This window comes from Telluria aromaticivorans (genome assembly GCF_013003915.1).
In the GTDB taxonomy this organism is placed as follows: Bacteria; Pseudomonadota; Gammaproteobacteria; order Burkholderiales; family Burkholderiaceae_D; genus Telluria; species Telluria aromaticivorans.
This window is the reverse complement of sequence record NZ_JABAIV010000002.1, coordinates 615674-637450: the sequence shown is the minus strand read 5'-3', so window position 1 is coordinate 637450 and position 21777 is coordinate 615674. Positions and strand designations below refer to the sequence as shown.

The 21777-nt window shown below is 67.0% G+C and carries 13 protein-coding genes; 8 read left to right on the top strand and 5 right to left on the bottom strand.

Features of this window, described 5'->3' with window-relative positions; translation table 11 throughout:
* Positions 1–140: 140 nt before the first annotated feature.
* The 6 genes from HGB41_RS08175 to HGB41_RS08150 all read left to right on the top strand — a co-directional run bounded on the left by HGB41_RS08175 (position 141) and on the right by HGB41_RS08150 (position 8883).
* A complete protein-coding gene (locus HGB41_RS08175) occupies positions 141–872 on the top strand; it encodes a TetR/AcrR family transcriptional regulator (protein ID WP_171082987.1) in 732 nt (243 codons plus the stop codon).
* On the top strand, positions 869–1606 hold the full coding sequence (locus tag HGB41_RS08170) for a TetR/AcrR family transcriptional regulator (RefSeq protein WP_229422910.1): 738 nt from the start codon (positions 869–871) through the stop codon (positions 1604–1606). The genes HGB41_RS08175 and HGB41_RS08170 overlap by 4 nt, the downstream gene beginning before the upstream one ends.
* A 221-nt stretch (positions 1607–1827) precedes the next feature.
* On the top strand, positions 1828–2916 hold the full coding sequence (locus tag HGB41_RS08165; RefSeq protein ID WP_371868485.1) for an efflux RND transporter periplasmic adaptor subunit: 1089 nt from the start codon (positions 1828–1830) through the stop codon (positions 2914–2916).
* On the top strand, positions 2913–5966 hold the full coding sequence (locus HGB41_RS08160) for an efflux RND transporter permease subunit (RefSeq protein WP_171082984.1): 3054 nt from the start codon (positions 2913–2915) through the stop codon (positions 5964–5966). The genes HGB41_RS08165 and HGB41_RS08160 overlap by 4 nt, the downstream gene beginning before the upstream one ends.
* A 57-nt stretch (positions 5967–6023) precedes the next feature.
* A complete protein-coding gene (locus tag HGB41_RS08155; protein WP_229422908.1) occupies positions 6024–7334 on the top strand; it encodes a TolC family outer membrane protein in 1311 nt (436 codons plus the stop codon).
* 10 nt (positions 7335–7344) lie between these two features.
* Entirely contained in the window at positions 7345–8883 is a 1539-nt protein-coding gene (locus tag HGB41_RS08150; protein ID WP_371868484.1) for a patatin-like phospholipase family protein, read from the top strand.
* Here HGB41_RS08150 and HGB41_RS08145 read toward each other — a convergent pair.
* Both HGB41_RS08145 and metE read right to left on the bottom strand, forming a co-directional pair.
* Positions 8829–14696, bottom strand: coding sequence for an EAL domain-containing protein (locus tag HGB41_RS08145; protein ID WP_171082980.1), 5868 nt, complete (start codon positions 14694–14696; stop codon positions 8829–8831). The two genes, HGB41_RS08150 and HGB41_RS08145, sit on opposite strands and share 55 nt — an antisense overlap.
* A 100-nt stretch (positions 14697–14796) precedes the next feature.
* Positions 14797–17088, bottom strand: coding sequence for a 5-methyltetrahydropteroyltriglutamate--homocysteine S-methyltransferase (gene metE / locus HGB41_RS08140; protein WP_171082979.1), 2292 nt, complete (start codon positions 17086–17088; stop codon positions 14797–14799).
* A gap of 98 nt (positions 17089–17186) precedes the next feature.
* Here metE and HGB41_RS08135 point away from each other — a divergent pair, with 98 nt between their 5' ends.
* Positions 17187–18074 carry a LysR family transcriptional regulator gene (locus tag HGB41_RS08135; protein WP_171082977.1) on the top strand — a complete coding sequence of 296 codons (888 nt, stop codon included), beginning with the start codon at positions 17187–17189 and terminating at the stop codon, positions 18072–18074.
* A 40-nt stretch (positions 18075–18114) separates the two neighbouring features.
* Complete coding sequence (locus HGB41_RS08130; protein ID WP_171082975.1) at positions 18115–18936, top strand: SDR family NAD(P)-dependent oxidoreductase; 822 nt, start codon at positions 18115–18117, stop codon at positions 18934–18936.
* A gap of 30 nt (positions 18937–18966) precedes the next feature.
* On the opposite strand, the gene HGB41_RS08125 is transcribed toward HGB41_RS08130, so the two are convergent.
* The 3 genes from HGB41_RS08125 to HGB41_RS08115 form a co-directional block, all read right to left on the bottom strand.
* Positions 18967–19671, bottom strand: coding sequence for an SDR family oxidoreductase (locus tag HGB41_RS08125; protein WP_171082972.1), 705 nt, complete (start codon positions 19669–19671; stop codon positions 18967–18969).
* A 99-nt stretch (positions 19672–19770) separates the two neighbouring features.
* Positions 19771–20355 carry a TetR/AcrR family transcriptional regulator gene (locus tag HGB41_RS08120; protein ID WP_171082970.1) on the bottom strand — a complete coding sequence of 195 codons (585 nt, stop codon included), beginning with the start codon at positions 20353–20355 and terminating at the stop codon, positions 19771–19773.
* Positions 20356–20522: 167 nt separating this feature from the next.
* On the bottom strand, positions 20523–21581 hold the full coding sequence (locus HGB41_RS08115; RefSeq protein ID WP_171082968.1) for a UDP-glucose--hexose-1-phosphate uridylyltransferase: 1059 nt from the start codon (positions 21579–21581) through the stop codon (positions 20523–20525).
* Positions 21582–21777: the final 196 nt, after the last annotated feature.

Genomic DNA, 21777 nt, shown 5'->3' with positions numbered 1-21777 from the left:
CGGGATTCGATAGCCGAAATTCGATAGCCGAAATTCGATAGCCGAAATTCGATAGCCGAAATTCGATAAAATGACAGTAGCGTCATAATGACTGGACTGTCAAGACGAAACTGGATAGAATGCCCCCAGGACGAATGGATATGAGCAAAGAAGAGACAATCAACCACCGCACCCGTGTCGCCGCGAGCCGGCGAGAAAAGACCCGCGCAAGGCTGCTGGAAAGCGCCTTGCTGGTCTTCGCGCAAAAAGGACCGCATGCAGTCATCGAAGACGTCATCGCCCACGCCGGCATGGCGCGCGGGTCCTTTTACAACTACTTCCGCACCAATGAGGAGTTGCTGGCAGCAGTGGCCAGCGAAATCAACGACGAACTGGTACGCGCCATCGACCCGGCGGTGCAGCGCTGCGCCGATCCGGCCGAGCGGATCGCCTGCGGCATGCGGATGCAGCTGCAGGCGGTCGTGCGCTTTCCCCTGGTCGGCACCTTCATGGCACGCCTGCCTTTCCCGACCGCGAACAGCAGCCTGCTCGGCCTGCAGTACATGGGGCGCGACCTGGCGCTGGGCATCCGCGCCAGGCGCTTCCGCAACATCAGCCAGCCGCTGGCCGCCGATGTCACGATCGGGGTCGTGCTCAGCGCCGCCTATGCGGCGGCCTGCGGGCCGGTGGAGCGCAACTATGTCGATGCCAGTGCACGCGCGCTGCTGCGGGCGCTCGGCATGGGCGACGCCGAGGCGGCGCGGGTCGCCACGCTGCCCTTGCCTGCCTTCGAGCTGCCGGCCAGCTCGATCCTGCGCCGCACCGAGGTAGTGCCGGAGCTTGGTGCCGTCGCGCCTGCTTCTGGTATCATCCTGACGACTCCCACAACATGACAACGCCCATGCCGACCGCCGCCAACCCGAATGACCACCGTCCCCGCGTCGCCGCCGAACGGCGCGAACGCATGCGCAAGCGCCTGGTAGAAAGCGCCATGATCGTGTTTGCCGACAAAGGCGTCGGCGCCAGCGTGATCCCGGACGTGGTGGCGGCGGCGGAGGTGTCGCAGGGCTCCTTCTATAACTATTTCCGCACCAACGAAGACCTGCTGGCCGCCGTCAGCAATGAGCTCAGCAGCGAAATGATCGTGCTGATCGAAAGCGTGGTCGGCGAGGTGGCCGATCCGCCCCTGCGGGTCGCGCTGGCACTGCGCTCCTACCTGCACCTGACCCGTTCGCACCGCCTGCTGGCCTGTTTCCTGGCCGGGGCCGGACTGCGCCTGGCTGGCGCGGGAAAGGAAGCGCGCCAGCAGAGCGCCGTTTATCACTTCCTGCCGGCCGACCTGGAAGAAGGGCAGAAGCGCGGCGACTTCATCGCCGCACCGGTCGAGACCCTGGTCGACCTCATCAAGGGCGCGTCCCTGGTCGCCATCGACCGCATGGCGCACAGCCGGGTTGCGAAGAACTACCCCGACACCATCGTGGCCGGCATCCTGCGTGCGCTCGGCATGCCGGCAGGCGAAGCCGAACGCCTGGCCGCGCAGCCCTTGCCGCGGCTGGTCCCTGCCGAAGACTCGCTGCTGGCCCGCGTCCAGCTGCGCGCCGCCGCCGGGGCGCAAGCCGGGGCCTGAGCCAGGGCCCGAACCCCTCCGCGTTTCCCGTTTCGCCCGCACGTCCCCCCGCTTACCCCCCTCCCTTCATTATCTGCCAGCCGGCGCCGGATGCCCATCCGGCGCCGGCTTCGCCACGCCTGTCGGCAAAATGCCACTAATGTCAGGATGAAGAAAACGTCAGGATGACATTTCTGTCGGAATGATGTATATTCCGTTTTCCTGATTCTGGAGGACTCCAAGTGAACCAATATATTCGTACTGCTGCCTATGTCATGAGCGCAGCCGCCGTCATGACCGGCTGCTCCCCCGCGCCGTCCGCCAAGCATGAAGAAGTGCGCCCGGTGCGTGCCGTCGTGGCCGGGCAAAGCGCCGGGACGGTCGGCGCAAGCTATTCGGGCGAGATCCGCGCCCGCTACGAGAGCCGCCTGGGCTTCCGGACGGGCGGCAAGATCGTGGCCCGCATGGTCGACGTCGGTAGCCACGTCAAGCGCGGCCAGCCGCTGCTGCAACTGGATGCAGCGCAGGAAACCCTGCAGCTGGCCTCGGCCGGCGCCGGGGTGGATGCGGCGCGCAGCCGGGTAGCGCAGGCGAAGGTGGACGTACAGCGTACCGAGCAATTGCTGGACCGCCAGTTTGCATCGCGCGCCGAGCTCGACCACCAGCGCCTGGCGCTGCAGCAGGCCGAAGCACAACTGCGCGCCGCGCTGGCGCAGCAGCAGCTGACTGTCAACCAGCGCGGCTACACGACCCTGGTCGCGGACCGCGACGGCGTGGTCAGCGCGCTGGCCGTGGAAACCGGGCAGGTAGTGGCCGCCGGACAAGTGGTAGTCACACTGGCGGCCGACGGCGAACGCGAAGTCGCCATCAGCATTCCCGAATCACGCGTGGGTGAACTGCGCACATCGAGCAAGCTGCAGGTGTCGGTCTGGGCCTACCCGGGCCGCACCTGGAGCGGCAGCCTGCGCGAGCTGGCGCCGGATACGGATAGCGTCACGCGCACCTATTCGGCCCGCATCGCCATCGCCGACCCCGACCCGCAACTGCTGCGCCTCGGCATGACCGCCTCGGTGCTGGCCCCCGATGTCGACGGCAAGCGGGCAATCCGGCTGCCGCTGACCTCCGTGGTCGACCATGGCGCGAAGCGCACCGTGTGGATCGTGGATCCGAAGAGCGGCCGTGTCGCCGCGCGCGAAGTGAAACTGGGAAGCGCCCAGGACGACAGCGTGCTGGTGACGAGCGGCCTGGAGGGCGGCGAGATCGTCGTCAGCGCAGGCGTGCACATGCTGCAGCCCAACCAGAAGGTCCTGTTGGGCGGAGGTGGCAAGTGAAAGGCATTAACCTGTCCGAATGGGCACTCAAGCACCAGCAGATGATCGCCTTCCTGCTGCTGCTGATGACGGTCACCGGGATCCTGGCGTATTCCAGCCTGGGCCAGAAGGAAGACCCGGATTTCACCATCAAGACCATGGTGGTGCAGGCCTACTGGCCGGGTAGCTCGGCCCAGCAGATGGCCGACCAGGTGACCGACCGGGTCGAGCGCACGCTGCAGGGCGTGGCCGAGATCGACTACACCTCGACCTATGTCAAGCCGGGAGAAACCCAGATCAAGATCAACCTGCGCGAGGAAGTTCCGCCGTCGCGCGTGCCGGACGTGTGGTACCAGGTGCGCAAGAAGGTCGCCGATATCCGCCACACCCTCCCGCAGGGCGTGCAGGGGCCGTTCTTCAACGATGAATTCGGCGATACCTACGGCAACATGTATGCGGTCACGGGCGACGGCTTCGACTACGCCGACCTGCGCAAGATGGCCGACGCGGCGCGCAACGAATTCCTGCGCGTGTCCGACGTCAACAAGGTTGAGCTCGTCGGCAAGCAGGAAGAAAAGATCTATGTCGAGATGTCGACCGCCAAACTTGCGTCGCTGGGCCTGGACCCGGCCCTGATCGCAAGCACGCTGGCACAGACCAATGCGGTCGCCGCGGCCGGTACGGTGCAGACCAGGGCGGAGCAGGTGCGCCTGACGGTCAGCGGCGAATTCGATTCGGTCGAGGGTATCCGCGCCATCGGCATCCGCGCCGGCGAGCGCACCTTCCGCCTCGGCGACATCGCCGACGTGAAGCGCGGCTTCGTCGAGCCGGCAGTGGCGCGCATGCGTTACAACGGACAGGAAGCGCTTGGCCTGGCAGTGAGCATGCGCAAGGGCGGCGACGTGATCCATCTCGGCGAGGAACTCGACGCGGCAGTCAAGCGCATTCGCGCCAGCCTGCCGGTCGGGGTCGAGATACATGCCGTCAGCGACCAGCCTCGCGTGGTCGAGGAATCGGTGCATGAATTCAAGAAGAGCCTTGCCGAAGCCGTGCTGATCGTGCTGGCCGTGAGCTTCTTTTCGCTGGGCGTGCGCCCCGGATTGGTGGTGGCGCTGTGCATCCCGCTGGTGCTGGCTTCGACCTTCCTGGTCATGTACCTCATGGGCATCGAGCTGCAGCGCATCTCGCTGGGGGCCCTGATCATCGCCCTTGGCCTGCTGGTGGACGATGCCATCATCGCGGTGGAAATGATGCAGCTCAAGCTGGAGCAAGGCTGGGACAAGTTCCGCGCCGCGACCTATGCCTATACGGCGACCGCGTTTCCGATGCTGACGGGCACCCTGATCACGGCGGCCGGCTTCCTTCCGGTGGGCTTTGCCAAATCCGGTACCGGCGAATACGTGTACTCGCTGTTCCAGGTAGTGGGCATCTCGCTGGTCCTGTCCTGGGTGGTGGCGGTGCTGTTCACCCCATATATCGGCTTCAAGCTGCTCAAGGAGCACAAGGATGCGTCGCACGACGAGGACGCGGTGTACCAGCGAGGCTTCTATGTCAAGTTCCGCCGCTTCGTCGATCTGTGCCTGCAGCGCCGCGGCTGGGTGATCGCGATTACGCTGGCAGCCTTCGTCGGTTCGCTGATGCTGTTCAAGACGGTCCCGCAGCAGTTCTTCCCGGCTTCCGACCGCCCAGAACTCATGGTGGACCTGTGGATGCCGAAGGCGGCCACCTTCGAGGCCAGCGAGCGCGAAGTGCGCGAACTGGAAGGCCTGCTCAAGGGCGACCCGGACGTCGAAGCCGTGACCAGCTTCGTCGGTGACGGCGCGCCGCGCTTCTACCTGCCGCTGGACGTGCAGACGCCGAACCTGAACCTGGGCGAGATGCTGGTGATGACCAAGGGCGGTGAAGCGCGCGAACGCGTGGTGGCACGCGTGCGCAAGCTGTTCGAGGAGCGCTTCCCCAACGTGCGGGGCCGCGTCAACCGCCTCGAGAATGGCCCCCCGGTCGGCTATCCGGTGCAGTTCCGGGTGTTCGGCAACGATCCGGCGAAGGTGCGCGAGATTGGCGCACAGGTGGCTGCCACCGTGCGCAGCGACCCGCATGTACGCGCCGTGAACGCAGACTGGGGCGAGCGCGTCAAGCGCGTGCGCGTCGACGTCGACCAGGACAAGGCGCGTGCCCTCGGCGTCAGTTCCTACCAGATCAAGACCACGCTCGAGGCTTCGCTGTCGGGAACCCCGATTACCCAGTACCGCGAGGATGACCAGGCGATTGCCGTGGTGGCGCGCCTGGTGGCGGCCGAACGCACCGACCTGAACAACCTGAAGGACGCCAGGATCTATCTGCGCGAAGGCAAGTTCGTGCCGGTCTCGCAAGTGGCGCGCATCAGCCTCGACAGCGAGGAGAGCGAAATGTGGCGCCGCAACCGCATCCCGACCCTGACCGTGCGGGCCGACGTGACCGGGGCCCAGGCACCGGACGTCACGGCTGCCCTCCAGGTCAAGCTGGATGCCCTGTCCAAGAAACTGCCGCTCGGCTATGGCATCGAGGCTGGCGGCGCGACCGAATCGAGCGCCAAGGCGCAGCGCTCGGTGTTCCAGGTCATGCCGATCACCATCATCGTCGTGCTGGTGCTGCTGATGCTCCAGTTGCAGGACATGAAGAAAATGGCGCTGGTGCTGCTGACTGCGCCGCTGGGCCTGATCGGCGTGTCGATCATCATGGCGGCCTTCCAGATCCCCTTCGGGTTCGTGGCGATGCTGGGCGTGATCGCACTGGCCGGGATGATCATCCGGAACTCGGTGATCCTGGTGGTGCAGATCGACCAGGACGTCGTCGCCGGCGTGCCGCTGTGGGATGCGATCGTCGAAGCCGCGGTGCGGCGCCTGCGCCCGATCGTCCTGACGGCGCTTGCCGCGATCCTGGCGATGGTGCCGCTGACCGGTTCCGTGTTCTGGGGCCCGATGGCCTGGGCCATCATGGGCGGCCTGTTCGTGGCGACCCTGCTGACCCTGATTTTCCTGCCGGCCCTGTATGCGGCGTGGTATCGCGCACAGCGTCCCACCCGCGCTTGATGAGGTTGTAAAACGATGAACAAGCTAAAAATTTTCGCAGGCGCCGCGGCGCTCCTGATGTCCCTCCAAGGCGGCGCCGCAAGCGCCATGGACGTGGCCGAGGCCTACCGCCTGGCCCTTGCCCACGAACCGACCAGCCTGGGGGCCAACCAGGCCCTGCTGGCCGGACGTGAAATGGCGGTACAGGGCGATGCGCTGCTCAAGCCGCGCGTCAACCTGCAGGCGGGAGTCAGCCGCATCCACCACAGCCAGGGCGGCGAGCTGCCGCCGCAAATCGCTGGCCTGCTTGCTTCCAGCAGTTCCGGCACCTCGAGCCAGGTCAGCGTGCAGCTGGTGCAGCCGCTCTACAACCGCGCCGCCCACGCCGGCCGTGAGCAGCTGCGCGAGCAGTCGGTGCTGGCCCAGGTCCGCTTCGACGCCGCGCGCCAGGACCTGGCGCTACGGGTGGCGAAGGACTACTTCGGCGTGCTGGTGGCGGAAGAAGCGGTGCGCGTGGCCGAAGCCGAACTGGCGGCGGTGCGCCGCCAGCGCGACCGCGCCCAGGCCCGCTTCGACGTTGGCCAGGGCAATATCACCGACGTGCGCGAGGCCCAGGCCCGGATGGATGCCGTCACCACCAAGCAGGTGGCGATCCAGGCCACGCTCGACCTGCGGCGCGAAGAGTTCCGCGAGACCACGGGCGCGGCCCCGGCCGGGCTGGCGCCGCTGGCCGCCAAGGTCCAGCCGCGTCCGCCCGAGCCGGCAGCCCTTGGTCCGTGGCACGCGCGCGGAGAATCGCGCAGCACGCTGGTGCTGGCCAAGCAGTCCGAGATGGAGATCGCCCGCTCCGAGATGGGCAAGCACCACCTGGGCAGCCGGCCGACGCTCGACCTGGTGGCCAGCTACGGCGGCAAGTACCAGAGCGGCGGCCTGTCGCCGCTGGTTGCCCCGGACGGCGACCGCACCGGTTCGATCGGCCTGATGCTGAACGTTCCCCTGTACGCAGGCGGCGCCATCAATTCGCGCCAGCGCGAAGCGGCGGCGCGGCTGGGCCAGGCCGAGCAGGAACTGGCCGCGGCGCGGCGCGAGGTGCGCCTGAAGGTGCAGGAAGGCTACCTGGCCGTCACCACCGGCGTGTCGCGGGTCGCGGCCCAGGAGCAGGCGCTGGTGTCCGCACGCAGCGCGCTGGAAGCGACCACTCGCGGGCGCGACGTCGGCACCCGCACCGAACTGGACGTGCTCGATGCCCAGCAGCGCTTGTATTCCGCTGAACTGGACCTGGTACAGGGACGCGCCGACTACCTGCTGGGGCGCCTGCGCCTGTCGGCAGCCGCCGGTGAGCTCGATGAAAGCAGCCTGCGTGCGCTCGGCACCTGGCTGGCGCTGTAAGGAGGCCGGCGTGCGGACGCAATCTTTATGGACAGACCTGCGCCGGCTGCGCACGCTGATGCCTGCAGGCGCCCGCCGCCTGCGCTCGGCGGCGCTGGCGGCGGGCATGGCCTTGCTGGTTTCCGCCTGCTCGACGGCGCGACCCTGGATCAACAGTCCGATCGGCGACGGCGTGCCCTCGCAAGCGTCTTCGGCGCAGACGGTGCAGCTGGTTCAGGTGGCGTCAGGCGAAGCTGCGCCATCCTTGGTTGCCGCCGTTACGCTGTCCGGCGGCGGCGCGCGCGCGGCCGCCTTCGGCCTGGGCGTGCTCAGGGAACTCAAGGCGACCGGGTTCGAATGGGAAGGGCGCGACACGACCTTGCTGGACGAGGTCGGGCTGATTAGCGGCGTGTCGGGCGGCAGCGTGCTGGCGACTTACTACGCGGCGTTCGGCGATGAGACTTTTACCCGCTTCGAGCACGACTTCCTGCTGCAGGATTTCCAGGCCGGCCTGATCGCGCAGGCATTCTCGCCACGTTCCCTGTACCGTACCAGTTCTCCCTGGTACGGCCGCTCGAATGTGCTGGCCGACAAACTCGACACGCTGTACCGGGGCCGGACCTTCGCCGACCTCCGGGCCCGGCCGGACGGGCCGCGCCTGCTGGTGACGGCCACCGACCTGACCACCGGCGCGCCATTCGAGTTCAGCCCCCAGCAATTTGCCCTGATCTGCTCCGACCTGGACAGCGTGCCCCTGTCGTACGCGGTGGCCGCCTCGTCCGCGGTACCGCTGTTGCTGAGCCCCGTTACCATGCGCAATTACGCGGGAACCTGCCCCGAGTCGCGCCAGGTGGCGGCAGCGGCGCTCGACGACAGCAACTTGCAGGCGCGGCTGCTCAAGGCCAGCGCGCAGAGCTACCTCGACCGCGAAGAACGCCCTTACCTGCACCTGGTGGACGGCGGCCTGGTCGACAACCTGGGCGTGCGCGGCCTGCTGGTGCGCGCGGTGGCCGCGGGCACGCTGGACGCGACCTTCCAGCACCTGCCGGCCGGCTCGGTGCGCAAGATCGTGCTGGTCAGCGTGAACTCCGAACGCGATATCGGCGCGCGTATCGACCAGAGCGATGCCGTGCCCGGGCTGGGCCAGGTGCTCAATGCACTGATCTTTGGCGCCGGCGCACGCGCGACCGGCGAAACGCTGGCAGCGATGAGCGACAGCGCCCGCCACTGGAGCGATGAACTGGCGGCGGTGCGGGGCAAGCAGGGCAGCCCGTTTGCCGCCGACGCCCAGATCCACGTGATCAGCGTCAGCCTGCGGGACCTCGAAGATGACGGGCTGCGCGGGCAGCTGCTGCAGGTCCCCACGGCGCTCACGATCCTGCCGTGGCAGGTGCGGCGACTGCAGGAGGCAGGTAGTGCGGCCTTGCGCGCCTCGCCCGAGTTCCAGCGCCTGCGCGCCGACCTGGCCGGCGCGCCGAAAGAAGAGCCGGTGCCCTTGCCGCCGGTCCGACACGTTCAGGCGAGCATGATGGTGAAGGCATCCGCCGAGATCGGTGGGCTGAACAGGTAGCCCTGCATCTGGTCGCAGCGGTGCTTCAGCAGGAAGCGCTCGGTCGCGGTGTCTTCCACGCCTTCCGCGATCACCCGCAGTTTCAGCTGGCGGCCCATGGCGATGATGGCGCCCGAGATTGCCGCACCGTCCGGGTCGTGTGCGATGTCGCGCACGAAGGACTGGTCGATCTTGAGCTTGTCGACCGGCAGCTGCTTCAGGTAGCTCAGGCTCGAGTAGCCGGTGCCGAAATCGTCGATCGAGATGCCGATGCCCAGCCGCTTGAGGTCCACCAGCTTGCGGATCGACGCGTCCATGTCCTTCATCAGCGTGCCTTCAGTGACTTCGAGTTCGAGGCAGCTGCCGGCCAGGCCCTCGGTGGCCAGCGCGCTTTCCACCGACCCGTACAAGTCGTCCTGCTGGATATTCAGTGCCGATACGTTCACCGCCAGCGATACCGCCGGCAAGCCGGCTTCCTTCCACTTGCGCAGCTGGGAGCAGGCCTGCGCGATCGCCCATTGGGTAATCTCGGAAATGAGCCCGCATTCCTCGGCCAGCGGAATGAACAGCGCCGGCGAAACGACGCCCTTGAGCGGGTGCTGCCAGCGTACCAGCGCCTCCGCGCCGGTAATGTGGTGGTCGCGCAGGTTCACCTGGGGCTGGTACAACAGGAACAGTTCATGCCTGTCGATGGCGTTGCGCAGTTCGGTCTCGAGGGTCATGCGTTCCTGGGCCCGGGCGTCCATCGCCTGGTCGTAGAACTGCAGCAGCTTGTGGCCGCGCTCCTTGGCGTCGTACATGGCCAGGTCGGCGTATTGCAGCAGCGTGTCGCCGGTCAGGCCGTCTTGCGGGAACAGGCTGATGCCGATGCAGGCGCCGGTCGAGGCCTGGTGGCCGTCGATCAGGAAGGGCTGCGACAGGCTGTCGATGATCTTGGCCGCCACCAGGCGCACGGAGGCGCTGTCGGCCAGTCCGGTCGCGATCACGGCGAACTCGTCGCCACCGATGCGGGCCACGGTATCGGCTTCGCGCACGCAGGCCTTGAGCCGGGCCGCGACCTCGCGCAGCAGCCAGTCGCCGGCGCGGTGTCCCAGCGAATCGTTGATCACCTTGAAGCGGTCCAGGTCCAGCACCAGCACGCCGACCGGGCTCTTGGTGCGGCGGGCGTCGGCCAGGGCCTGGTCGAGCCGGTCTGCCAGCAGGTGCCGGTTGGGCAGGCCGGTCAGCATGTCGTAGTGCGCCAGGTACTCGATGCGCTCGCGGGCGCGCTTCTGTTCGCTGATATCCATGCTGATGCCGCACAGGCCATTCACTTCGTTATTCCGGTACAAGGGCGTTTTTACGGACAGGAAGGTATGCGGCAGGCCATCGGCCGCCACCAGGCTTTCCTCGATCGTGATGGTGCCTTCGCGCATGGCCGCCATGTCGGTCCTGCGGATTGCTTCGGCCAGGTGGGGCGTGTCGGCAAAATGGTCGAAATCGTTCGTGTGCAGGGTGTCGGCAAGCGCGACGCCGAAGGTTTTTTCGAATTCGCGGTTGACGAACAGGTAGCGCGCCTCCAGGTCTTTCATGTAAACGCATGCCGGCACGTGTTCCATCACGGTGGCGAGGCGCGCTTCGCTTTCCTGGAGTTCTTCGTACAGCGAGGCGTTTTCCATCGAGATGGCGACCTGGGCCAGCAGCCATTCCAGCACCTGCAGGTTGACGCGGGCGAAGGCGCCGGCCAGCTCGGTGTTTTCCAGGTAGAGCACGCCGGCCATCTCCTGCTGCCTGAGGATGGGCAGGCACAGCACGGCGCACAGGCGCTGGTTGCGCAGGTAGGGATCCTGGGCGAACGCCCCGGCGGCGCAGGCATCGTCGAGCACCAGCGGGGCCCGCGCCCGCGCCACATAGTGGACGATGGCGGCGGGCAGGCAGCCAGGCAGCGCGGGCAGGTCCTGGTGATGTTCGAGCTCGAAGCGGTTGTCGTGGTAGCGGGCGCTCTCCTTCAACACCAGCGCATCGCCGCGGCAGACCAGCAGGTGGGCGCACCCGGCCCCGACCAGTTCGACCAGGGTGCGCAGCAGGGTGTCGTGCAGCCGGCCGGTCGTCACTTCATGGGCGATGCCTTGCGCTGCCCTGGCCATGGCCAGCAGGTCGATGTAGGCGTCGTTCGCCAATGGTGCCGCCTGCACGATGCCGCTGTCTGTGCCGGCGCCAGGCCCGGACGCGGCTCCGGGCGGCAGGCGTGCGCGCAGCTGGGCCGCTTTCGCGTCGGCGCCCCAGCGGGCATAGGCGCCAGTGGCGGCGGCCAGCAGCGTGTCGCCCAGGCCAGGGGCCGCGTGGCCGTAGCAAAACCCTGCGGCCAGTTCACGCGCCAAAGCGCCCAGGCAGGTGGCCTGCTGCGTCGCCTCGATCGCGCGGACATAGGCACCGATGGCGGCATCGCGCTCGCCTGCGAGCGCGCTGCGTTCCGCGCCGAGGAGTAGGTGGCGCACGGCGAAATTGTCTGGACAATGCCCGTTCCAGGCAGCGAGGCGGCTGCAGGCTTCCTCGACCATGCCAAGGTAGTGCTGCCGTTCGGTGCTGTCCGGGGCCATGGTCCGGCACATGGCAGCGGCAGCCAGGGCTCGGTAAAAATGAAATTCCGCACGCTGGAAGCTGCTCGCCGCGAAGCGGTAGCAGGCATGCGCCTGCGCGGCGGCGTCCAGTGCGCCGGCATGGTCGCCAAACAGGTAGCGCGCCTGCAGCTTCAGGCTGTAATAGACGAAGTGCACCGGGGCGGTCGGGCCGGCCGCCAGCTGCTGCTCGAAGCGGAGTTCGTCGAAGCCGTCGGCGTCGAAGCTCAAGGCATGCCTGGTCTGGCCGCGCAGCAGCCGCAGCCAGGCGCGCCAGGCTTCCAGCACCGGCCTGGACAGCGTGTAAGCCGTGCGTTCGGCAAAATCGATGCGCGTTTCAACGTCCTGCAATACCTCGGCCACCGGATCGCCCGCACCGCAGCGCAGCTCGGCAATATATTCGCAGGCGAGGTTGCCCGCCACCGGCTCGTCGCCACGCCGCGCGGCCTCGAACGCGCCATGCAGCTCGGCCAGCGCCGCCTGCAGGGGCCGGGTGAACGGCGCCAGGTAGCCGCCGACCGCCAGCAGGACCGGCGCCCGATGGCGTTCTGGCACCGGCGGATCGGTGGAATGCACCAGCGCCAGCGCGACCTCCTCGAGCTGGCGCACCCTGTCGATCTCGTCGCGCAGGCAGCAGACGATCCCGAGCAGGGCATACGACAGCGCCGCTTCGCCCTTGCTGCCGTGGTGCAGGCTCATGTTGGCGGCATGTCCTACCAGCAGGTGGAACAGCGCCGCGCTGTGCATATTGGCCTGCGGCATGGCGATCAGGATCGCGTCGAGCAGGAATTCGTGGGCGTCGTCCCCTTTCCGCACCGGCATGGCGGCCAGCGAGGCGATGGGACGGGTGCCGAGCGCCTCCCAGAACCGCGCTTCTTCGTCGAGGGCCTCTTGCGCGGACGGCGCGATCGGCACGGTGATGCCGAACAGGCCGGTGCATTCCCTCATGGCCGCCAGCGCGCCCGCATTGTCCGCCAGCGCCGAGCGCAGCTCGACTTTCAGGTGCAGGGCGCGCGCGCGGTCGACGATCCCGCGTGCCTGTTCCAGTGCCAGGTCGAGCAGTGCGGCCGCTTCGTCGGTTCGATTGAGCAGGTAGCAGCAGCCGGCTTGCTCGAAACCGAGCGTCCAGGCTGTGTGGTAGTCGGTCTCGAAGTCTGCCGGGTGCAGGCTGCGCAGGCCCGTTTCCAGGTAATGCGCGGCCGTTGCGTGGGCGCCCGCCGCTTTCGCCTTCAGCCCCGCCTGCAGGTTGATGGCCATGAGTTCGCGGCGCTCGTCCTCGGTGGCGATATCGGCGCTGCCCAGGTTGAACTGGTCGGCAATGTCGTATACGCGCTCGCCCCCATCGGGCACGCCGGGGCGCAGGGACTCGCCCAGGCAGCGTGCCACCTCCAGGTGGATGGCGCTGCGCCGGGCGCGTGGAATCAGGGCGTACACCGTCTGGCGGAGGCGATCGTGGGCGAAGCGCAGGGCGGTGCGGTCGACCAGGTCGACGAAGCCCGCGTGCAGGGGTTCACGCAGCAGGCTGCGCACGGATTGCTGGGTGCCGCCGCGGACCCTGGCCAGCAGGTCGAGGTCGACCAGGTAGCCGATGCAGGCCGCAAGCTGCAGCAGTTCCAGGGCCTCGCTCGAGAGCTGGTCCTTGATCGCATCGAGCATCAGGTCGACCACATTGTCGCTATAGCCCTGCGCGTGGATGGCATCGATGTCCCACTGCCAGGCCGCGTCGCCTGGATCGCGGCGCAGGTGGCCCTCGCGCTCGAGCCGGTTGAGCAAGTGCAGGGCGAACAGGGGAATCCCAGCCGTCTTGCGGTGCACCAGCGCCGCCAGGGGCTGCGCCTCGCCGGCTGCGATGCCCAGCGCGTCGGCAATCATGGCGGCGAAATCGCCGGCCGACAGCGCAGCCAGGCGTACCTCGGTCAGGGGCAGGCTGGCGGCGCGGGCGCGCGCCAGCGCCCCGGCCAGCGGATGCCCGGCGCCGATTTCATTGTCGCGGTAGGCCCCGATCACGAGCAGTCCCGGGGTGTCGGTCTCGACCAGCAGGTAGTGGAGGAAGGCGAGCGTGTCGGCATCGGCCCATTGCAGGTCGTCGAGGAACAGGGCCAGCGGACGTGCCGCGCCGGCGAAAGTGGTGATAAAGCCGCGCAGCACCCCGAACAGGCGCCGCTGTGCTTCCCTCGGCGGCAGGGCCGGCGGCGGTCGCGATCCGTCCAGCAGCAGGCGCGCATGCGGCAGCAGGTCGAGCAGCAGGGCGGCATTGGCGCCGACGGCATGCTCGAGCTGCTCGCGGCGTGCCTGCAGCGTTGCTTCATCACTGCCCAGCAAGGCGTCGACCAGCTGCGACAAGGCCACGCCCAGGGTGGAATACGGCATCTGCCGCTTGTACTGGTCGAACTTGCCGGCCACGAAAACTCCGCCCCGTGCGTTGACGTCCTGTTCCAGCTCCTTGACCACGGCCGACTTGCCGACGCCGGCCGGCCCGCACAAGAGGAGCAGTTCGGATGCCCCCCGCTGGAGTACCCGCCCGTAGGCGGCGCGCATCGCACCGACTTCGCTGTCGCGGCCGTACAGCCTGCGCATGGTCCTGAACCTGCCCCCGGTATCGTGGCGCCCGACGGCAAAGGGAAGGAGCGCGCCGGCGGCCTGCCACTGGTGCCAGCACTGCGCCAGGTCGGCCCGCAGGCCGGCCAGCTTCTGGTAACGCCGGTCCGGGGATTTCTCGAGCATCTTCATGACGATGTCTGGCAACGGGTCGGGCACGCCGGCCTTCCGGAGGGGAGCCAGCGGCGGCACCCGCGCCAGGTGGGCATGGACCCATTCGAGCGCATCGCTGGCCTCGAACGGCAGTGTTCCGCCCAACAGCTGGTAGAACACGACGCCCAGCGCGTAGCAGTCCGAGCGCGCGTCCAGGCGCTGGCCGATCCGGCCGCTCTGTTCCGGCGCCATGTAGGGCAGGGCATGGGTGCTGCGGATCACGTGGGTGCCCTCGCCCAGCAACTGCCCAGGCGCGCCGCTGTCGAGCAGGCGTACCTGCAGGTCGGGCAGGCAGACGAAGATGGTGTCCGGACTGAGCTGGCCATAGCAGGCTTCAGCCTGCTGCAGCGACTCGAGGGCGTCGCACAAGGCCAGCGCGAGGGGAAGGAAGCGACCGGGCGGCATCGGGCCGGCGGGCAGGGACGCAAGCTGCTGCCATCCCCCAGGACAGTTGCGGTGGACGGTGCTGTCTGCATCAGCCGGCATGACGGACTCCGGAGGACTGGTCCCAAGTTTTCATTGTATGCAGACACCGGTCAAACACAAGCCGTTCTGCAGGTCACCGAAAGGCCTGCAGGAAACAGACTTAGGCTGCCTGGCGCAACTCCCTGGCTGCCGCCACCATATTGCTGAGCGCAGGAAGCACTTCCTCCCACTGCCGCGTCTTCAATCCGCAGTCCGGATTGATCCACAAGCGCGCCGCCGGAATCCGCTGCGCCGCCTTTGTCATCAATTCCACGATGTGCGCCTGGCTCGGAATGTTCGGCGAATGAATGTCATACACCCCCGGCCCGATCTCGTTCGGATAATTGAAATCGTCAAAAGCGTCGAGCAGCTCCATATCCGAGCGCGAGGTCTCGATGGTGATCACGTCCGCATCCATGCCGGCGATCGAGGCGATGATGTCGTTGAACTCCGAGTAGCACATGTGCGTGTGGATCTGGGTCTGGTCCTGCACGCCGTTGGCCGCGATGCGGAAGGAGTCGACCGCCCAGTCGAGGTAAGTCTTCCATTGCGATTTGCGCAGGGGCAGGCCTTCGCGCAGCGCGGCTTCGTCGATCTGGATGACGCGCACGCCGGCCTGTTCGAGATCGAGCACTTCCGCGCGGATCGCCAGTGCCAGCTGCTTGCAAGTCAAGGAGCGCGGCTGGTCGTCGCGCACGAAAGACCAGTTCAGGATCGTTACCGGTCCGGTCAGCATGCCCTTCATTGGTTTGTCCGTCAGCGATTGGGCATAGGCGATCCACTCCACAGTCATGGCTTTCGGCCGGCTGATGTCGCCGAACAGGATCGGCGGCTTCACGCAGCGCGAACCGTAGGATTGCACCCAGCCAAACTGGCTGAAAGCGTAGCCCTCGAGCTGTTCGCCGAAGTATTCGACCATGTCGTTGCGCTCGGCTTCGCCGTGCACCAGCACATCCAGGCCCAGCGCTTCCTGCTCGCACACGCTGCGGGCGATCTCCTCCTGCATCGCGCGCTTGTAGTCGTCGGGGTCGAGCGTGCCGGCCTTGAAGGCGCCCCTGGCCTGGCGGATCTGCGCGGTTTGCGGGAAGGAGCCGATGGTGGTGGTGGGGTAGGCAGGCAGTTTCAGTAAGGCTGCCTGTTCTGCGGCGCGCTGCACATACCCGCTCTTGCGCGCGCCCAGGCCGGCATCGATCGCTGCCACGGCTTGCTGCACGGCGGGATTGGTGACGCGCGTCGATGCACGGCGCGATGCGAGGGACGCCGCGTTCGACGCCAGCGCATCCTGCACGGAGGCGCGTCCGCCGCGCAAGGCATGGGCCAGTACCTGCAGCTCGTCCAGCTTCTGCAGCGCGAAGGCCAGCCACGACTTGATCTCGGCATCGAGCTGCTGTTCGCTGCCCAGGTCCACCGGCACATGCAACAGCGAGCACGAAGGCGCCAGCCAGAGCTTGTCGCCACGGCGCGCAGCGATCGGCTCCAGCCAGTCCAGCACCGCCACCAGGTCGGTTTTCCAGATGTTGCGGCCGTCGATCACGCCCAGCGACAGCACTTTGTGGTCCGGGAACAGGTTCAGCAGCGCGAGCACATCTTCCTGGCCACCGACGGCGTCCACATGCAGGCCCGCGACCGGCAGGTTCGCCGCCAGGTAGCGGTTTTCCTGCAACTGCCCGAAATAGGTGGCGACCAGCAGCTTGACGCGGGCGGCCTTCAGCTGGTGATAGGCCAGGTTGAAGGCGTGCTGCCAGTCCTGGTCGAGTTCGGTCACCAAAATTGGTTCGTCGACCTGCACCCATTCCACGCCTTGCCCTGCCAGCGTGTCCAGCAACTGCGCGTAGACGTCGAGCAGCGCCGGCAGCAGAGCCAGTTTGTCGGAATCGTCTTTCGCCTTGCCCAGCGCCAGGTAAGTCACCGGGCCGATGATCACCGGCTTGGCCTTCACGCCTTGCTGCCGGGCTTCGGCAAGCTGCTCGAGCAGGCGCGAGGGGTCGAGTGTGAAGGTGGTCGTGGAGGTAAATTCCGGCACGATGTAGTGGTAGTTGGTATCGAACCATTTGGTCATCTCGCCAGCTGCCACGCCGCCGCAACAGCCCTGGTGGCGTTCGGCCGATTCGGTCGACCGGCCGCGCGCGACCCGGAAGTAATTGTCGAGCGGGTCGCCATGGAAGCCGTGCACGCGCTGCGGCAGGTTGCCCAGAGTGCAGCTCATGTCGAGCACCTGGTCGTAGAACGAGAACTCGCCCACCGGCACCAGGTCGAGCCCTTGCTGGCTCTCCCAATGGCGCTGGCGCAGGCTTGCGCCGAGCGCATTGAGGGCATCGCGCGAGGACTCGCCTTTCCAGTAAGATTCGAGGGCGAATTTCAGCTCGCGCCGGGCGCCGATGCGCGGAAAGCCGAGGTTGTGGATGGTCGTCATGCCGTGGTCCTTTACGTTATCAATCCGGCCATGCTAGGGCCCAGGGGTGATGAAGTAAAATGGTCATTTCTCACACATCCATCGATTTCATTCATGTCATGCTAGAGCGTATCCACCTGAAGATCCTCTGCGAACTCAAGCGGACCGGCTCGGTCACGGCCGCTGCCGGAGCGCTGTGCGTGACCCAGTCGGCGCTCAGCCACAGCATGCGCAAGCTCGAGCTGCAGGCCGGCACCGAGATCTGGGTGCGCGAAGGGCGTTCGCTGCGCCTGACGCAGGCGGGTGACTACCTGTACGCCGTCGCCCAGCGCCTGCTGCCGCAACTGGTCCTGGCAGAAGAGCAGTTGCTGCAATTCGCGCAGGGCCAGCGCGGCACGCTGCGCATCGGCATGGAATGCCATCCCTGCTACCAGTGGCTGCTGAAGGTGGTGTCGCCCTACCTGGCGGACTGGCCGCTGGTCGACGTGGACGTGAAGCAGAAATTCCAGTTCGGCGGCCTTGGCGCGCTGCTCGGGCACGAGATCGACTTGCTGGTGACGCCCGATCCCATGTTGCGGCCGGGCCTGCGCTTCGAGCCGGTGTTCGGCTACGAGCAGGTGCTGGTGGTGCACAAGGACCATCGCTGGGCATCGCAGGAAGAGGTGAGGCCGGAGCAGCTGGCCGAGGAAACCCTGATTACCTATCCGGTGCCGGTCGACCGGCTCGACATCTACACGATGTTCCTGGCGCCCGCGAACTGCGTGCCGGGCAAGCACAAAACCATCGAGACGACCGACATCATGCTGCAGATGGTCGCCAGCGGCCGCGGCGTGGCCGCCTTGCCCAAGTGGCTGGTCACCGACTACGCGCCGCAGCTGCAGCTGCGCACCCTGCGGCTCGGGCCCGGGGGCATCCAGAAGCATATTCATTTGGGCGCACGCGAGGCCGACTGGAACGTCGACTTCCTGCATGCCTTCGTGGCGCTGGCGCGCACGACCGGCCAGTAGCCGGCGTGCGCCTTTTTCTTCATCTATCAGGAGACTGGCAATGACATTGAAACTCGACGGCAAGGTTGCCGTGATCACCGGCGCGGGCCGCGGCATCGGCCGCTCCATCGCCCTCAAGCTGGCCGGCGAAGGCGCGCGCATCGTCGTCAATGACCTCGACGAAGAACCTGCCCAGGAAACCGTGCAGGCGATCCGCGATGCGGGCGGCGTGGCCACTGCCTGCGCGGGCAACGTCACGGCGCCCGACTTCGCGGCGCGGTTCCTGGAGACGGCAGTCTCGGAATACCAGGGCCTCGACATCATCGTCAACAATGCCGGCTATACCTGGGACAACGTGATCCAGAAGATGAGCGACGAGCAGTGGGAGGCGATGCTCGACGTGCACCTGACGGCGCCGTTCCGGCTGCTGCGCGCGGCCCAGCCCTTGATCCGCGCCTACAGCAAGCTTGAAGCGGAAGCGGGCGCACCACGGGTGCGCAAGGTGGTGAACATTTCGTCGATCGCAGGCATGTTCGGCAATGCGGGCCAGGCCAATTATGCGACGGCCAAGGCAGGCATCGTCGGCATGACCCAGACCCTGGCCAAGGAGTGGGGCCGCATGAACGTCACCGTCAACTGCGTCGCCTTCGGGCTGATCAAGACACGCCTGACCGCCGACAGCGAGAACGCCAGCATCGACGGGCGCGACATCAAGCTCGGCGTGCCTCCCGACGCGCTGGCCGCCATGGAACGCGCCATCCCGCTGGGCCGCGGCGGCACCCCCGATGAAGCGGCCGGCGCGGTCTATTTGTTCTGCATCCCGGAGTCGGATTACGTCAGCGGCCAGACGCTGCTGTGCAGCGGCGGCCTGACCGGGTTCTAACCGGCCACGCCGGTACCGCAGGGCGATCGATCAGCGCACCTGGTCGATGTAGACGCCCGGTTCGTCCGACAGGCCGCGCTTGACCGCTTGCGTCAGGTCGCCGACCATGACTTCGCTGGCCCCGGCTTCGAGCGCCTCGAACGTGCGCTGCACGACAAATCCGGGCGCGAGCTTGGGCGCGTCGAACCCCTGGGTCAGGTCGGTATCGATAAAGCCGACATGCAGCCCGAGTACCTGCGTGCGCTGCTCCCGCAACTCGTTGCGCAGGCCGTTGGTCAGGCTCCAGGCTGCTGCCTTCGATACCGAATACCCTGCCAGCACCGGTGCGCTCACCCAGCTCGCCACCGACAGCACGTTGAGCAGCGCGCCGCCGCCGTTGGCCGCCAGTACCGGGGCAAAGGCCTGGCTCACGCGCAGCACGCCGAACAGGTTGGTGTCCAACATGCGCTGCATCGCGTCGATGCTGTCCTCGGCTAACAGGCCCTTGGGGTTGGCAATGCCGGCATTGTTGATCACCAGCGTGACGTCGCCGCAGGCAGCCGCCGCGGCCGCGACCTGGGCCGGGTCATTGACGTCGAGCGCCACCGGGATCACGCCCGGCAGCGTGACCTGCGACGGATCGCGTGCGCCTGCATACACCTTGCGGGCGCCGCCTGCCAGCGCCTGGCGCGCGAATTCGAGTCCGAGGCCGCGGTTGGCGCCGGTGATGAAGATGGTGCTGTCCTTGAGTTTCATGGCAATCCTTTGCAAGTTTTGAAGAGAATGCTGTATATGATGCTCATCATATTTTGGCGCAAAACAAAGACTACATCCGGGGCTGCGGCCCGGGAATATTCAACTTGTCGGGTCGTACTGCGCGATGAGGGCAGCGCCGGTCGCTTGCAGCATGTCGTGGCCCGGCTCGCCGAGCGCCCGCGCCAGTTGCACGGCGCCGACCAGGCTGCTGGCCAGCGCAAAAGCGCGCTCTTTCGGGCTATCCGGAGGCAGGGCGCTGCGCGCAAGCTCGACCAGTGCGCTGACGCTCTGGCACGAAACCATCCGCACTTCGTCGGCCTGGCGCGGCATCTCGGCGCCGAGCGCGGCGACCGGGCAGCCGGTCTCGATGGCCTGCACATGCAGCGGTGCGAAATACGCTTCGACCAGGGCAGCAACCGGGCTGGCGCCACCCTCTCGCAGGGCAGCCATGCGCTGGCTCAGCGCCTTGCCGCTTTCGGCGCCGGCATGGCCGACGGCCGCTGCCAGCAGCGCATCGCGCGACTTGAAATGGGCGTAGAAGCCGCCGTGGGTCAAGCCCGCCTCTTTCATGACGTCGGCCACACCAACGCCGGCATAGCCGTGGCGGCGCACTGACCGTGCAGCCGCGTCGAGGATGCGGTCGTGGGAAAGTTGGTGGCGGCTGGATCGGCGGTCGCTGTGCATGGCTGCTCCATATATGATGAGCGTCATATTATGGCCATCATATTTTGGCGTCAAGCGATTTTTTCCAATTCCGCGCTGGAGGTGGAGGGGCACACGCCGGCAGGCCGGCGCTGCGCCCCAGGCTGGGTGGGCAGCTTGGCTACCCACCCGATCCTTGCCGGAGGTGTTCAGGCGCCCTGGCTGCCCAGTGCCGGGTCGTTCAGGTAGTGCACGCCCGATACCGCGCGCAATTGCGCTGCCGCCTGCTCCGGCGTCAGGTCACGCTGGGTTTCCGCCAGCATCTCGAACCCGACCATGAACTTGCGCACCGAGGCCGAGCGCAGCAGGGGCGGGTAGAAGTGGGCATGCAGCTGCCACGGGGTGGCGTCGTTCGAGTCGTAGGGCGCGCCGTGCCAGCCCATCGAATACGGGAAGGACGACTGGAACAAATTGTCGTAGCGGATCGTCAGCTGTTGCAGGGCCAGCGCCAGGTCGGCGCGCTGCGCTGTGTCCAGGTCTTCCAGGCGCTTGACCGGGAAGCGCGGCAGCAGGACGGTTTCGAACGGCCAGCTGGCCCAGTACGGGACGACGGCCAGCCAGTATTCGGTCGCGACCACGACCCGCTCGCCATCGGCCGCTTCGCGCTCCACATAGTCGAGCAGGAGCGGTTTGCCATGCTCCGCGAAATAGGCGCGCTGCCGGGTGTCTTCGGTGGCGGGCAACACGGGCAGGAAGCTGGTGGCCCAGATCTGCCCGTGCGGGTGCGGGTTCGAGCAGCCCATCACGGCGCCCTTGTTCTCGAAGACCTGCACCCAGCGGTGTTTCGCGCCGAGTTCTTCGGACTGTTCGCACCAGGCGTTGATCACGCCTTCGATGGCCGGCAGTTCAAGCAGCGGCAGCGACTTGCTGTGGTCCGGCGAGAAGCAGATGACGCGGCTGGTGCCGCGCGCGCTCATGGTCTGGAACAGTGGATCGTCGCCGGGCGCGGCTTCGGGCGTGTCGGAGGTCAGGGCCGCGAAATCGTTGGTGAAGACATAGGTGCCTTCGTACGGCGGGTTGTGTTCGCCGTTGACGCGGGTATTGCCGGCGCACAGGTAGCAGTCGGGGTCGTGGGCCGGCTTGGCGGCGCGGTCGACCGCTTCCTGCTGGCCCTGCCATGGGCGCTTGGCGCGGTGGGGCGACACCAGCACCCATTCGTCCATGAGCGGGTTGTAGCGGCGGTGGGGATGGTCTGAGGGATTGAACATGGGATTCCTTGTGTGCTTCCAGGCAGGGAGCTGCGGCGGGCGGCTGCCCCTGGCCTGGCGTTGTGACTGGCGCTTGATTTTGCCACTTCGCCCAAGGCAAACGCGCACGGGTCGGCGGCGTCGGCGGCGGGATACCCATATCGGTATCGGAAGGCCGGAAAATTGAATTGGATTTCCTTTTGACTCCCCGAATAGT